Origin of the sequence: Alicyclobacillus macrosporangiidus CPP55, from assembly GCF_000702485.1 — a bacterium.
In the GTDB taxonomy this organism is placed as follows: domain Bacteria; phylum Bacillota; class Bacilli; order Alicyclobacillales; family Alicyclobacillaceae; genus Alicyclobacillus_H; species Alicyclobacillus_H macrosporangiidus_B.
Genome location: NZ_JNIL01000001.1, coordinates 3,704,150 through 3,717,814 on the forward strand (window position 1 = coordinate 3,704,150; position 13,665 = coordinate 3,717,814).

A 13,665-nucleotide genomic window follows, 5' to 3' on the forward strand; every position below is an offset into this window, starting at 1 on the left:
GGGTGAGCATTGAACGATGCCATGGTGAGTGCGGGACAGATGCTTGGGAGGTGGCGATGTGTATACGGGCCAGTCGTTGTCGGTGTACGAGGGCCGGTATGAGGCGCGGCGGGTGCGGAAGACGAGCGGGATCGTCACGGCGGTGTCGGCCGCGGCCGGCGTGGCGGTGGTGTGGGCGGCGAATCACTGGGGGTGGTGGTACGTGGGTGTGGCCGTCGGTGTGGTGCTGGGCCTCGTCCTGCGGGGGACATCCAGGGTGTTGTGGGCGGCGGGGCTCGCCGGGTTCCTGGGGTGGCTGCTGCCGCTGGGGGTCCGTGCCCTAAACGGCCAGCCGGTGGGGCGGCTGGCTGAGCGCGTCGCGGGCGTACTCGGTATCGGCACCGGGGCTGGGGCGGCCATCGCTGCCCTGGCGGTGACGGGGGTCTTTGGCGCCCTGCTGTGCCTGTGCGGGGCCTGGCTGGGGGCGGCGCTGAGGCGGGTGCGGGGATGACCCTATGGACCGCCTTCCAACGGTATCGGAAGGCTAGCGAAGGCGAAGGTATGTTAGGGAGGGCTTTTGTACGAAAACCTGGCTTGCGGGTTCATCAAGCCTCCATTTCTCTTGCTAACGCGGCAAGTTTGTTTATCGTGTTCCAGTTGCGCATGGTGGACGGTACATCCAGCTTGTCGAGATTGACCGCAAGCTTGGAATTTCGTACGCCGTGACGGAATATCAGGTAGACCTCCCGGCCTTGGATCCGGTATTCGTCACGTTCACTCTTGAAGGCGCTCAACCTTTCGATTCCTTCCTGCGAAGGCGCCTTGAGCAACAAAGAGACATAGAGGCGCTCGCCTTCTGACGAAGCTTCCGCTTCCAACAGTTCCTCTTTCGTGAACGGGCAATTTTCGACAATCCGTTCGAATTCCCGAGCCGTTCTCAAGACAACCGTAGTTGAAATGCCGAAAACCTTTCCGATCTCACGCTCCAATCGTCGGCGCAGCGTGTCCTCGTCTTCTTCTTCCGATTCGAACAGGACATTGCCGCTTTGAATGTACGTTTGAACCCGGTCCAATCCCATCCATTCAAACGTGCGTTTCAACTCGGCCATTTTGATCTTGTTGTGTCCGCCTACGTTTACGCCCCGTAACAACGCAATGTAAACCGTCATGTGAACATCGTCCTCTGCACCTCTCGTCCCCGTTCATCATGTCCATATTCTAGCGACGGCTTCCCTTCGCATTCTATTCAGCCACAGGGAGGCACGCGGCATCTACCCCTTGACGCCCTCGCTCCCCGTACCCTACACTGAATCTGAGCGAGCGCTCAGTCGGAAACGGGGTGACGGGGTGTCCATTACGATTGAGAGCAACGTCAAGGATCCCGAGCGAATCCGCGAGCGGCGGGCGCAAATTGTCGCGGCGGCCGTGAAGCTGTTCACCGAGAAGGGCTTTCATCGGACGACGACGCGCGAGATCGCACGCGAGAGCGGCCTGTCCAACGGCGCCGTGTACGAGTATGTCAAGAGCAAGGAAGACATTCTGTTTCTCGTCTGCCAACACATCCACCGGGAGATGAGAGCGCAGTTGGAGGCGAGCCTCTCTCCCGCCGAGTCCGGGGCCGCGCAGCTGCGGCAGGCCATCCGGGCGTTTTACGGCGTGATCGAACGGATGCAGACGGACATCCTGCTCATCTACCAGGAGAGCAAATCCCTGCCGTCCCCGTTCCTGCGCGAGGTCCTTCGCGAGGAGCAGGCCATCACCGACATCTTCGAGGGGCTGTTGCGGGCCGGGGTTGCGGACGGGTCCATCGCCGTGTCGGAGCGGGAGATCCCGCTCTTGGCGCACGACATCGTGGTCATGGGCCAGATGTGGGCGTTTCGGCGCTGGGGGCTGCGCGACGTGCCGTTCACGGACTTCGTGGAGCAGCAGGTGGCGATTCTCATGCAGGCGTGCAAGGCCCGGTTGGAGGAATGAGGCCCCGGGCACACGCGGGGATTTTGAACATCAGCGAGGAGGGTGGCGGACATGTCCACCAACTTGACCGACCGGCCGGTCCAAACATCTGTTGAAAGCGCTTCACCGACACGTCCCGGCGTGAATCCGTGGGCCGGGACACAGGAGACGGAGCCCCACCGGCCGCATCGACCCGTGCGGTTCGTCACCGCATCGAGCCTGTTCGACGGGCACGACGCGGCCATCAACATCATGCGCCGCATCCTGCAGTCGTCGGGTGCGGAGGTGGTCCACCTCGGGCACAACCGGAGCGTCGACGAGATCGTCACGGCGGCCATTCAGGAGGATGCCCACGGCATCGCAGTCAGCTCCTATCAGGGCGGCCACATGGAGTTCTTCAAATACATGGTCGATCTGCTCCGCGGGCGCGGAGCGGGGCACATCCGCGTCTTCGGCGGAGGCGGCGGCGTGATTGTCCCCGACGAGATCCGGGAGCTGGAGGCGTACGGGGTGGACAAGATCTTCTCCCCGGACGACGGCCGGCGGTTGGGGTTGCAAGGGATGATCAACCACATGATCCGCATCTGCGAAGGGATCGAAAACCCGATGCCGGTCGAGGCGGCGCTCGCCGGTCTGGAGAACGGCGATGCACGGGCCATCGCCAGGCTGGTCACTTACGCCGAGCAGCGCGATCTCGCCGATGCCGCGGCGTACGAGCGGGTGATGGGGGCGGTGAACGAGCGAGCGGCCGCCCGGACGGCCAGCCGCGCCGTACCGGTGGTGGGGATCACGGGCACCGGCGGGGCTGGGAAGTCGTCGTTGACCGATGAGATCGTCCGCCGTTTCCTCGAAGATTTCCCGGAAAAACGCGTGGCCATCTTCTCGATCGACCCGTCGCGACAGAAGACGGGCGGGGCGCTGCTGGGCGATCGCATCCGCATGAACGCCATCCACAACCCGCGCGTGTACATGCGCAGCCTCGCCACCCGGCGGTCGCGCAGCGAGCTTTCAGACGCCATCCACGAGGCCATCGCCATCGCCAAGGCGGCCGGGTTCGACCTGGTGCTGGTGGAGACGAGCGGCATCGGCCAGGGGGACGCGGACGTGGTGTCCGTGGCCGACGTTTCGCTGTACGTGATGACGGCTGAGTTTGGGGCGCCGTCGCAGTTGGAGAAGATTGACATGCTGGACTACGCCGACGTGGTGGCCATCAACAAGTTTGACCGCCGAGGGTCGGAGGACGCTCTGCGCCACGTGCGAAAGCAGGTGCAGCGCAACCGCGGTTGGTTTGACCGACCGCTGGAGGACATGCCGGTGTACGGGACCATCGCCAGCCAGTTCGGCGACCCGGGCACGGACGTGTTGTACCGGGCATTGATCCGAACGGTGAACGACCGCTGCGGCACGAATTGGGAGAGCCGCTATCCGGTGGCGGATGCTTCCGAGCGAAAGCCCGCCATCATCCCCGGGGAGCGCTCCCAGTACCTGCTCGACGTGGTGCGTACGGTGCGGGCCTACCGCGCGCGGGTGGAGGAACAGTCGGAGAAGGCCCGGCGGGCGTATCAACTCCACGGGGCGCTGGAGCAGGTGCAGGGCGCGGGCGGTGCCCCGGATGCGGCGGATGCCGGGGCTGCGGCGACAGCGACAGGTTCGTACGGCGATCCGGTACGCGACCGGCTGGAGGCGATGTACCGCCAGGCCTGGGAGGCGCTCGACGCAGAGACCCGGCAGATCCTCGAGGCGTGGCCGGAGAAGGTGCGCCGGTATCAGGCGGATGAGCTGGTGATGAAGGTCAGGGACAAGGAGATCCGCCAGCCGCTGTACACCGTGTCGTTGTCGGGCACGCGCATCCCGCGGGTCGTGCTGCCCCAGTTCCAGGATTGGGGCGAAATCGTCCGCTGGTCGATGAAGGAGAACGTGCCAGGCGAGTTTCCGTACACGGCAGGGGTGTTCCCGCTCAAGCGCACGGAGGAGGAGCCGCGCCGCCAGTTCGCCGGCGAGGGGACACCGGAGCGGACCAACAGGAGATTCCACTTCCTGTCCCAGAACGATCCCGCGAAGCGCTTGTCGACCGCGTTTGACAGCGTCACCCTGTACGGCGAGGACCCGGACGAGCGGCCGGACATCTACGGCAAGGTCGGCGAGAGCGGCGTATCGGTGTGCACGCTCGACGACATGAAGAAGCTGTACGCCGGGTTCGACCTGTGCGCGCCGAACACCAGCGTGTCGATGACCATCAACGGGCCGGCGCCCATCATCCTGGCGATGTACTTGAACACCGCGATCGACCAGCAGGTGGAGAAGTTCGAGCAGGAGAACGGGCGCAAGCCGACGGAAGCGGAGTACCGGGAGATCCGCGAGCGCACCCTGCGGACGGTGCGAGGCACGGTGCAGGCGGACATCCTTAAGGAGGACCAGGGCCAGAACACGTGCATCTTCTCGACCGAGTTCGCCCTGCGGATGATGGGGGACATTCAACAGTACTTCATCGATCACCAGGTGCGCAACTACTATTCGGTCAGCATCAGCGGCTACCATATCGCTGAGGCGGGGGCGAACCCCATCACGCAACTGGCGTTCACCCTGGCCAACGCGTTTACGTACGTGGAGTACTACCTCAGCCGCGGCATGAAGGTGGACGATTTCGCGCCGAACCTGTCGTTTTTCTTCAGCAACGGGATGGACCCGGAGTACAGCGTGATCGGGCGCGTCGCGCGGCGCATCTGGGCGGTGGCGATGAAGTACCTGTACGGGGGCAACGAGCGCAGCCAGAAATTGAAGTATCACATCCAGACCTCGGGCCGCTCCCTGCATGCCCAGGAGATCGACTTTAACGACATCCGCACCACGCTGCAGGCGCTGATCGCCATCTACGACAACTGCAACTCGCTGCACACCAACGCCTATGACGAGGCCATCACCACGCCGACGGAGGAGTCGGTGCGGCGGGCGATGGCGATTCAGATGATCATCAACCGCGAGTTCGGTCTGGCGAAGAACGAGAACCCGTTGCAAGGGTCGTTCATCATCGAGGAATTGACGGACCTGGTGGAGGAGGCCGTGCTGGAGGAGTTCCTGCGCTTGAACGATCGCGGCGGCGTCCTCGGGGCCATGGAGACCCAGTACCAGCGCAGCAAGATCCAGGAGGAGTCGCTGTACTACGAGCATCTCAAGCACTCCGGCCAACTGCCGATCATCGGGGTGAACATGTTCATCAACCCAAAGACGCTCGATCCGGATTACGTACCGCCGAAGGTGGAGCTGGCCCGGGCCACCAAGGAGGAAAAAGACCTGCAGCTCCACAACCTGCGCGCCTTCCAGGCGGCGCATGCGGCGGACGCACCGGCGGCCTTGGCCCGCCTGAAGCAGGTGGCGCGCAGCGGCGGCAACATCTTCGCCGAGCTGATGGAGACCGTGCGGGTGGCGAGCCTGGGACAGATCACCCACGCCCTGTACGAGGTCGGGGGGCAGTACCGGCGGAATATGTAGTGCTGGTCGGGTATGCCGCTTCGCTCCTGCGCTCACGCGAGCCGCTCCGCGGCATACCCGACCCGCTAACTGTTGAAAAGGTTGCTCCCCGAGCGAACAGCCGCTTCGCGACACGCCCCCTCTTTCAAGAGATGCGCATCCGGAGTCACCCCGGCGTTACGTGCGAATTCCGGGATGGTCGGCCCTCTTATCGTTCTTGCGATGTAGCGCACCAGGACAAGCGATAGCACGACTTATCATCTCTCCACTATTCATGCAGTTGTGCAAATGTTCGGGGCAAGCGTATGTTACGAGGAGTGAAAAGGATGAAATCCATCAAATGGATGTTACTTGGCATTAGCCTAATGCTTTTCGGGCTCTGTATGCAACACGATCCTCACAGCAACATCGGTACAGTGGAAGACTTGTTCATTTACGGCGGACTCATCGTTTCGATATTTGGCTTTTTCCTTCGATACAAGGAATAATCGCCGTGGAAAGTATATCGAATACTTCCGTTTCAGTTTTGTCCTTCAGCACACGATTCGCTCCCGAAACTCGGCGCGATTTTCTTCATCTACCAGTGCCGGCTCGCCGGCTTATTGTATTATCAACGCATCAACGGGGATCTTCCCCCTGATGCGTGTTATGGAGTGAGAATTTTGAATTTTAAATTACTTGTTGTCGCCATCAGCTGCGCCGTCATGCTGAACGCATGTAGTATGAACGACAAGAATGCTGCTGCCGCTGCTGAAACTCATGCCGCCTTATCCACTCTTCAATCACATGGATATACGATACTACGTTATGCGAAGATGCTGGACAGATCTCCATCACTGCGGAATTGGGTCGCCGTTTGTAGAGATTCACAGGGTAAAGAGTACATGGTTGTCTTAGATGATTCGGGAAAACGGACGAGTTCAACGATACAGCTAGGCACTGGTGGTCGACTGACTTTTGAACAGATGAAGAAGTCCTTGGAGAGCAAGGGAGTAGATGCTTCCAATTTAGGACCTTATCTTTCAAGAGACAATGTCCTGTATTGGCAATGTCAAGATCACATCTATTCCCTAAGTGGTGTCCAATATCAATGATCCACTCCACCGTTTCACTTCTGGCGCCGTGATTCCCCAATCTGGCGCAAACATTGGCAAATGGTTCTTCGCCAAAGGTGCGGGTGACGTTCTCAAAGGCCTTTGGACGGCACCCTGTAAAGAGACAAACAGTCGCCGCGATCCGTCGTGTCACGCATCCCTGAGAGGAGGGGGCATGGCGCGAAGCGGCTCGCGTAAGTGCAGAAGCGGAGCGCCATGCCCCCTCCGATCGTGTTGGGCTCCGGCTGTTCGGGCACACTACGCGCGAACGGCAACCGGGGACAGGTTGCCCAGTGTCCCGACGGCGAGGGGGTGAGGTGAGGCGATGCGGTACCTGGATCGGATGCGGACCGGGGTGGCGCTAGGCGCGCTGTTGCTGTGTCTCACCAGCACGACCGCCACCTTGACGTCCGGCCCCCGAGAGAGCGTGTCAGCCGCTGCGCCGGCGCCTACGCTCGCCGCGGTGTGCCACACGAACCCGGAGGCGGACGGATCTGCTCAGCTGTTTCGGCAACTCGGGGACCGGCGGCCTTTGGTGGTGCTCCGCCGCCGGGATGGAGAGGCGTTCCAGTCGCTCATGCACGCGTTGGCGTCCTCGCCGCAGGTGCGAACGGGGGGCGGCGAGATCGTCGGCGTCATCGTGCTCTACAGCCGCACGGGCGGTGTGGATCACGTCCTGGAAGTGACCCGGGACGGCCTCCTGTACGATCCCGCCGTCAAACAGTATTTCCGCGCCGGAGACGAGGTCCTCCGGTTTGCCGCACAGGTGCTTGGGAGCACCGGACCTTCGGCCTGACCGCAGGGCCGGCAAGGAGGGGATGGAATGCGCCCAGCACGCGCACGCCTGTCCACGCATGCGCGGTGGCTGCTCGCCATCAGCTGCACGTTCGCGCTGTCTGTGGCCTTGTCCAACACGTTCGTCAACGTGTACCTTTGGAAGGTCGATCACCGCTACGGCGCCATCGGTTGGTACAACCTCGCGATCTACAGCCTGATGCCCGTCGCATTCGTCGCGGCCGGTGTGGCCGCCAAACGCCTCGGGGGTGTCCTCACCCTTCGCGCGGGCGTCGTGATGCACGTCCTGTTTTACTTGTTGACCCTGGCCGGCGGAGAACGTGCCGCCAGGCTGCCCATCCTGCTCGGGGCGGTCATGGGCACCGCGGCCGGCTTTTACTGGTTCTCCTTCAACTGGCTCAGCGTACAGCTGACAGAGGCAGGTTCGCGGGAACGGTTCTACGGGCTCAACGGCGTGATGGGGGCGTTGGCGAGCATTGTCGCGCCACCTGTGGCCGGTTATCTCATCTCCGTGGAAGACCGCCTTGGGGGACTCACCGGATATCACGTGATCTTCGCGCTGTCCCTCGCCCTATTCGTCCTGGCTACCGTGTTCAGCGGGTTTTTGCGGGCCCGCTTCGAGCCGGGTACCCTGCAGCTCGGCCGGGCGTGGGCAGAGGCTATGCGAACGCGGTTTTGGCGCCTGACCCTGTTCGCGTGCACAGTGTATGGGTTGCGCGAGGGCGTGTTTCTTTTTCTCATCGGCCTGTTGATGTACATCTCTACCGGGAGCGAGATGCGGCTCGGCGAGTTTTTGCTGCTGCAGGGGGCGTTGTCCTCCCTCTCGTTCTTCCTGGTCAGCCGGTCGGTCCATCCGAGGAACCGCTTGTGGGTCTGCGGCATCGGCGCCGTCTGCATGGCCGGGGCAGCCACGCTGTTCCTTCGGCCGCTGACCCCCGGGCTCATCGTGACATACGGATCGGCCATTGCCGTCTGTCTGCCGATGTTCTTGGTCCCCCTGCAGGGGACCGTTTTCGACGGCGTCAGCCGGGTGGGACGTGACGCTGGAACCCAGGCAGAACACGTGATCCTCCGCGAGGTATTCGAAAATGTCGGCCGTGTGGCTGGAATCGCGGCGTTCATCGCCTTGGTGTCGACGAATCCGTCGCCGAGGCAGATCGGCGGTTTTGCGTGCGGCCTCGGTTTTGTGCAGCTGGGGACGTGGACGCTGTTGTGGCGGAGCTGGCGGCACGGGCCTGCCGCGAGGGGGCTCCAGCCCGCTCATTTCACGGTCCGGGATGTCAAAGGGCGCGGGTGGAGGCGGCGTGCAAAGACCCGCCTGTGAAGGCGGCATGTGACCAAAAAACACTCGACCCGCGGCGCGCCGCGGGTCGCTTATTGGCCAGCAGGGAAGATCCCCAACGTGGGTCACTTGCGGAAGAAGTTCCGGTTCTTCTCGATGAACGACTTCTCTTCTTCGGGCACGAAGTCCTCTTGATAGATGGCCGATACCGGGCACACCGGCTCGCAGGCGCCGCAGTCGATGCAGGTATCCGGATCAATGTAATACTGATCTTCCCCTTCGTGAATCGCGTCCACAGGGCAGGTTTCCACACAATCAGCGGCTTTTTCGCCGATGCAAGGCGAGGTGATGACGAATGCCACGTGGGTCTCCTCCTCACACAGGATGAACTACAAACTAGAATCATGATATACCAGCCTTCGCCGGTTTTTCAACCGGTGTTGGCGAGGCGTGCGGGACACGTACGGTGCCGCCGGAGGAGATCTATCGTCAACCGTTTTCATCAAGCATTCATTGTACGTTTTGTCATTGACTTGACACAGCGCCTTGGTAAGATGAGAAAGGACTGAACAGAGAGAGGGAGTGCGAGAGATGAGCAAGCGCGTGGTGGTGCTCGGTGCGGGGTACGCTGGCCTTCAGGCCGCACTGGAGACGCGGCGAATGCTGACAGCGGAGGCGGCACGGATCACGGTGGTCAACCGGGTTCCGTATCATCAATTGATCACGGAGCTTCACCTGCCGGCCGCAGGGGCGGTCTCTGACAGTCATGTCCGGTTGCCGCTGGACAAACTGCTTGCCGGGAAAAACATCGATCTTTGGATCGGTGAGGTCACAGCCATTCGGCCGGACGATCATGCGGTCGATCTCGCCGGAGGCCAGACGCTGCAGTACGACTTTCTGGTCGTGGCGCTCGGGAGTGAGACGGAGTATTTCGGCATCCCGGGCTTGAAGGAGCACAGCTTCACGCTGAAGTCGGTGGAGGATGCGAACCGCATTCGGGACCACGTGCAACGCTGCCTGGAGACCTACCGGCAGACGAAGGACCGTTCTTATGCCACCTTTGTCGTGGGCGGAGGCGGTTTGACCGGGATCGAACTGGTCGGCGAGTTGGCCGATGCCCTTCCAGGTATGTGCCAGCAGCTGGGGATCGACCGCAGCGATGTGCGCCTGTACTGCGTCGAAGCCATGCCCACCATCCTGCCCGGTTTTCCGGAGGATCTGGTGGCGCGCGCTCGCCAGAGCCTGGAGGCCCGCGGCGTGACCTTCCTCACGGGCCAACCGGTCGTCCAGATGGATCCGGATGTCGTCCATCTGAAGAATGGCGACAAGATTGAGACGAAAACCATGGTGTGGACCGGCGGGGTGCGCGGGCATTCCATCGTGGCGTCCTCGGGCATCGAGGTGGAACGCCGCGGCCGGGCGTTGATCAACGAGTACCTGCAGTCCACCAGTCACCCGGACATCTTCGTCGTGGGGGACAGCGCGGTTTGGATGGGGCCCGACGGGCGTCCGTTCCCGCCGACGGCTCAGCTCGCCGGGCAGATGGGGGCCCATGTCGGCCAACAGTTGTACGCCCTCGTCAAAGGCGGGACGTTGGAACCGTTCCAGCCGCACCTGGCGGGGACGCTGGCTTCATTGGGGCGCAAAGATGCCATCGGTATGGTGGGCGAGAAGAAGCGGCGGGTGACCGGAAAGATCGCCGCGTGGCTGAAGACCGGCAGCAAGCTGCGTTGGCTGGCGGACATCGGGGGTCTGTTCGTACGAGCGTAATGCGCATGAAGGGGCGGGTGTGCATAGGATGCCGTGTGCGGCTCGATTCCGCACCACCCGCCCGAGAGGGTGTTGACATACCCGCCACGGGGGAGTGGACCGGCTGCCGATTCTCGGGTCGCGGCCGGTTCGCTCCCAAGGCGGATATTGGATTCCCCTCTCGGCAACTTTCCGCTAAAATATCTGTAAAGTCGATCTTTTCATACCGGACGGTTCCGGGCGGCATACCGCCCGAATGAGCCCCATATGGATGCAAAAAAAGCGAAGGAAGGGATCTCATTGTTCCAGTGTCCGGTCTGCGGAGAGTTGCTGGAGGCACTCACCAATGTCCACTGCATGACCCGCCACCAGATCACGAAGCAGGAACTGATTGCGCGTCACGGATCTCCGAAATACGTTGCGCCGAAGATTGACCGCGAGGTGCAGCGATGGATCCGTGACGCGCAGATCATTTCACGGACCGACTTCGATATGGCCCAAGCCGCCGCCCGCAACCAGCTCGGCCGAAGGGCCGGCCTGTATTGACGCGGTGCGTGGGCCATCTCTTGATAAGTCCTTTCCGATTCGCCCATACTGGATGACGAAACGCGGAAAGGAGTGTCCGAATTGACCACCTTTCACACGGTCGACGAAGGACGATTCCATGTCCACACGATGCTGACGGATCAATTTCGGACACGTCATTTGGTCGCGAAATTGGCTGTCCCCCTCAGCCGGGAGCGGGTCACCGAGACGGCCATGCTGCCCTATCTGTGGCTGGAGGGTACCCGGTCCCATCCTACCGCCCTGGCCATCACCCGCCGCGCGGATGATCTGTTCGGCGCGATGTTGCGCAGCGGCATCGGCAAACGGGGGAACCGGCACGTGGCGGAGGTATACCTCACTGTTCCGGACGAAGGCCGCCTGCGCGGGGCGGACGGCATCTTTGAAGAGGGCTTGGGTCTGTTGCTCGACGTGGTGACAGACCCTCTCCTGGAGGGGGGCGGGTTCTCGAAGGGCAACGTCGAGCGGGAGAGAGGGTTGCATCGCAAGCGGATCGAAAGTGTGTTCGATGACAAGATCGCGTGGGCGATGGAACGTGCGCTGGCGGAGTCGTTGCACGGTCTGCCGGAAGGGCTGCCGCGTTTGGGCTTCGCGGATGACTTGGAGGCCGTGACGCCGGAGGGACTGTACGCGGCACACCGGGCGCTGTTGCAGGAAGGGGACGTCCACGTGTACGCCATCGGGGCGTTTGACGATGCGCCCGCTCTCGCGAACCGGGTCTTGACGGCATTGCGCGAGGCCTTCCCGGACGCGCGCCAGGCGGCTCAGCCCCCAGGCGTAGCGGCCCCCGTGGCGCCGGTGCCTGCTCGTTCCGGAGAGCCGCACCGCGTGGTGGAGGATCAACCCGTGCAGCAGGGGAAATTGAACCTGGTGTACCGGACGGGTGTCGCGTACGCGTCGGACGACTATCCGGCGCTGTTGGTGGCCAACGGCGTGCTGGGCGGTTTCCCGCACGCCAAGCTCTTCCGCAACGTGCGCGAAAAGGCCAGTTTGGCGTACTACGCCTCCAGCCGTGTGGACGCTCTGTCCGGATTGGTGATGATCCAGACGGGGATCGATCCGGCCAACCGCGACCGGGCCGAGGCCATCATCCTCGAACAGGTGGAAGCCCTGCGGCGCGGCGACGTGGCGGAGGAGGAGATGGCCTTCACCAAGCGGGGGCTGGCCAACCAGTACCGGCAGTCCCTCGACGTCCCCGCAGCCTTGGCGGACATTCACTTCGGAGGCGTGCTGGCCGGCCACACGCGCACCATCGACGAACTGTTGGACGCGATTGAGGATGTGACGCGGGATCAGGTCGTCGCCGCAGCGAACCGCCTGCAGCTGGACACGGTGTACTTTTTGCGCGGCCAAGGAGGGGCGGAGCATGCGTGAGTCGAGCGATGATCGCCTGGGGCATGTGCTGTACCATGAAACCTTGCCCAACGGATTGAACGTGTTTCTGTTGCCCAAACCCGGATTCCAGCAGACGTTCGCGACCTTCACCACCCACTACGGGTCGGTGGACAGCACGTTCCGCCTCGCCGGGGAGCCTGAGTTCACCACGGTCCCGGATGGCATCGCCCATTTTTTGGAGCACAAGATGTTCGAGTCCGAGCACGGTGACGTGTTCCGGGATTTCGCCCGGCACGGCGCGTCCGCCAACGCGTACACGACGTTCGACATCACCTCGTACCTGTTCTCGAGCACCCAGGACGTTCAGGAGAACCTGGAGGTATTGCTCGACTTCGTTCAGGACCCTTACTTCACGGATGAGAACGTGGCCAAGGAGAAGGGGATCATCGCGCAGGAGATCCGGATGTATGAGGACAACCCGGACACCCGGGTGTTCTACGGCCTTCTGCGCGCCCTCTACGCGGTGCACCCGGTGCGCGTCGACATCGCGGGGACGGTGGAAAGCATCCAACGGATCGACAAAGAGACGCTGTACCGTTGCTACCGGACTTTTTACCACCCGTCGAACATGGTGTTTTTCGCCGTGGGCGGGTTCGATCCCGAAGCCGCGATGGCGGTCATCCGGGAGAACCAGGCGCGCAAGTCGTTCCCGGAGGCCCCGCGCATCGAACGCCAATACCCTTCCGAACCTCCGGGGGTGCATCAGGACCGGGTGGAAGCACGCCTCGCCGTCAGCCAGCCGCGCTGCCTCATCGGGTGGAAAGACCCCGATCCTTTGCCCCCTGGCCCCGGCATTCTGGAGCGCGAGCTGTTGACGGGCGTGGTCCTCGACGTGCTGTTCGGGCGCAGCAGCGATCTGTTCGATGACCTCATCGGCGAGGGGCTCATCGACCAACAGTTCTCCTGGGAGTACGAGCGCACACCGGAGTATGGCTATTCACTCATCGGCGGCAACACGCCGGATCCGGACCGGTTGGCAGCGCGGGTGGAGGCCAAGCTGGATGAGGTGCGGGAGAGCGGGCTCCCGGAGGAGGAGTTCGAACGGTGCCGGCGCAAATCCATCGGCCGATTCATGGCGGCACTGGATTCACCGAGCTACATCGCGCGTCACTTCGCCAGCTACCACTTCCGAGGGGCCGATCTGTTCCAGACGGTGGAGATCCTGGATCGCCTGACGCTGGAGGACGCCAACCGGCGGATGCGCGAGCACTTTGTCTCCGGGCAACAGTCGATCTCGGTGGTGCTCCCGAAGGCCTGAACCCGCCGCTGTGCTCGGACGCCCGGGTTTTTGTCCCCGGGCACGGGTGGCCCTCGCAGCATTCGGGCGAACGGTGCCTGTCATCTACCGTTGTACCCGGCGATACGAGTGCGTATGTTGAACTACGC

At 62.6% G+C, this 13,665-nt stretch carries 12 protein-coding genes; 10 read left to right on the plus strand and 2 right to left on the minus strand.

Annotated features, from left to right (window positions below; translation table 11 throughout):
- The first annotated feature begins 58 nt into the window (after nucleotides 1-58).
- Nucleotides 59-490 (plus strand): hypothetical protein, encoded by a 432-nt coding sequence (locus N687_RS0118255; RefSeq protein ID WP_029423233.1) that lies wholly within the window; start codon nucleotides 59-61, stop codon nucleotides 488-490.
- 94 nt (nucleotides 491-584) lie between these two features.
- Here the strand turns inward: N687_RS0118255 and N687_RS0118260 are convergent, their stop codons facing one another.
- A complete protein-coding gene (locus tag N687_RS0118260; RefSeq protein ID WP_029423234.1) occupies nucleotides 585-1,148 on the minus strand; it encodes a DUF1697 domain-containing protein in 564 nt (187 codons plus the stop codon).
- Between the two features lie 178 nt (nucleotides 1,149-1,326).
- Here N687_RS0118260 and N687_RS0118265 point away from each other — a divergent pair, with 178 nt between their 5' ends.
- The 5 genes from N687_RS0118265 (at nucleotide 1,327) to N687_RS0118285 (ending at nucleotide 8,613) form a co-directional block, all read left to right on the plus strand.
- Nucleotides 1,327-1,953, plus strand: a complete 627-nt coding sequence (locus N687_RS0118265) for a TetR/AcrR family transcriptional regulator (RefSeq protein ID WP_029423235.1) — start codon at nucleotides 1,327-1,329, stop codon at nucleotides 1,951-1,953.
- Between the two features lie 51 nt (nucleotides 1,954-2,004).
- Nucleotides 2,005-5,421 (plus strand): fused isobutyryl-CoA mutase/GTPase IcmF, encoded by a 3,417-nt coding sequence (gene icmF, locus N687_RS0118270; protein ID WP_081841556.1) that lies wholly within the window; start codon nucleotides 2,005-2,007, stop codon nucleotides 5,419-5,421.
- Between the two features lie 641 nt (nucleotides 5,422-6,062).
- Nucleotides 6,063-6,494, plus strand: a complete 432-nt coding sequence (locus N687_RS24100; RefSeq protein ID WP_156040213.1) for a hypothetical protein — start codon at nucleotides 6,063-6,065, stop codon at nucleotides 6,492-6,494.
- Nucleotides 6,495-6,819: 325 nt separating this feature from the next.
- Entirely contained in the window at nucleotides 6,820-7,290 is a 471-nt protein-coding gene (locus N687_RS0118280; RefSeq protein ID WP_029423237.1) for a hypothetical protein, read from the plus strand.
- 27 nt (nucleotides 7,291-7,317) lie between these two features.
- Nucleotides 7,318-8,613: an MFS transporter gene (locus N687_RS0118285; RefSeq protein ID WP_051663444.1), complete on the plus strand. Its 1,296-nt coding sequence runs from the start codon at nucleotides 7,318-7,320 to the stop codon at nucleotides 8,611-8,613.
- 83 nt (nucleotides 8,614-8,696) lie between these two features.
- Here N687_RS0118285 and N687_RS0118290 read toward each other — a convergent pair whose 3' ends face one another.
- Nucleotides 8,697-8,933 carry an indolepyruvate ferredoxin oxidoreductase subunit alpha gene (locus N687_RS0118290; protein ID WP_029423239.1) on the minus strand — a complete coding sequence of 79 codons (237 nt, stop codon included), beginning with the start codon at nucleotides 8,931-8,933 and terminating at the stop codon, nucleotides 8,697-8,699.
- 229 nt (nucleotides 8,934-9,162) lie between these two features.
- On the opposite strand from N687_RS0118290, the gene N687_RS0118295 reads away from it, so the two are divergent.
- The 4 genes from N687_RS0118295 to yfmH all read left to right on the plus strand — a co-directional run bounded on the left by N687_RS0118295 (nucleotide 9,163) and on the right by yfmH (nucleotide 13,537).
- On the plus strand, nucleotides 9,163-10,341 hold the full coding sequence (locus N687_RS0118295; RefSeq protein ID WP_029423240.1) for an NAD(P)/FAD-dependent oxidoreductase: 1,179 nt from the start codon (nucleotides 9,163-9,165) through the stop codon (nucleotides 10,339-10,341).
- 279 nt (nucleotides 10,342-10,620) lie between these two features.
- On the plus strand, nucleotides 10,621-10,866 hold the full coding sequence (locus N687_RS21515; RefSeq protein WP_197029328.1) for a hypothetical protein: 246 nt from the start codon (nucleotides 10,621-10,623) through the stop codon (nucleotides 10,864-10,866).
- Nucleotides 10,867-10,947: 81 nt separating this feature from the next.
- Nucleotides 10,948-12,258: an EF-P 5-aminopentanol modification-associated protein YfmF gene (gene yfmF / locus N687_RS0118305; protein WP_029423241.1), complete on the plus strand. Its 1,311-nt coding sequence runs from the start codon at nucleotides 10,948-10,950 to the stop codon at nucleotides 12,256-12,258.
- The gene (yfmH, locus tag N687_RS0118310) at nucleotides 12,251-13,537 is read left to right on the plus strand and encodes an EF-P 5-aminopentanol modification-associated protein YfmH (protein WP_029423242.1); all 1,287 of its coding nucleotides are present in this window, start codon (nucleotides 12,251-12,253) and stop codon (nucleotides 13,535-13,537) included. Before yfmF ends, yfmH begins: the two co-directional genes overlap by 8 nt.
- Nucleotides 13,538-13,665 lie beyond the last annotated feature (128 nt).

What these genes read in the sequence shown, in the direction of transcription:
- N687_RS0118260 (WP_029423234.1), bottom strand. Translation starts at nt 1,148, where the DNA reads ATGACGGTTTACATTGCGTTGTTACGGGGCGTAAACGTAGGCGGACAC.
- icmF (WP_081841556.1), top strand. Translation starts at nt 2,005, where the DNA reads ATGTCCACCAACTTGACCGACCGGCCGGTCCAAACATCTGTTGAAAGC.
- N687_RS0118280 (WP_029423237.1), top strand. Translation starts at nt 6,820, where the DNA reads ATGCGGTACCTGGATCGGATGCGGACCGGGGTGGCGCTAGGCGCGCTG.
- N687_RS0118285 (WP_051663444.1), top strand. Translation starts at nt 7,318, where the DNA reads ATGCGCCCAGCACGCGCACGCCTGTCCACGCATGCGCGGTGGCTGCTC.
- N687_RS0118295 (WP_029423240.1), top strand. Translation starts at nt 9,163, where the DNA reads ATGAGCAAGCGCGTGGTGGTGCTCGGTGCGGGGTACGCTGGCCTTCAG.
- yfmH (WP_029423242.1), top strand. Translation starts at nt 12,251, where the DNA reads ATGCGTGAGTCGAGCGATGATCGCCTGGGGCATGTGCTGTACCATGAA.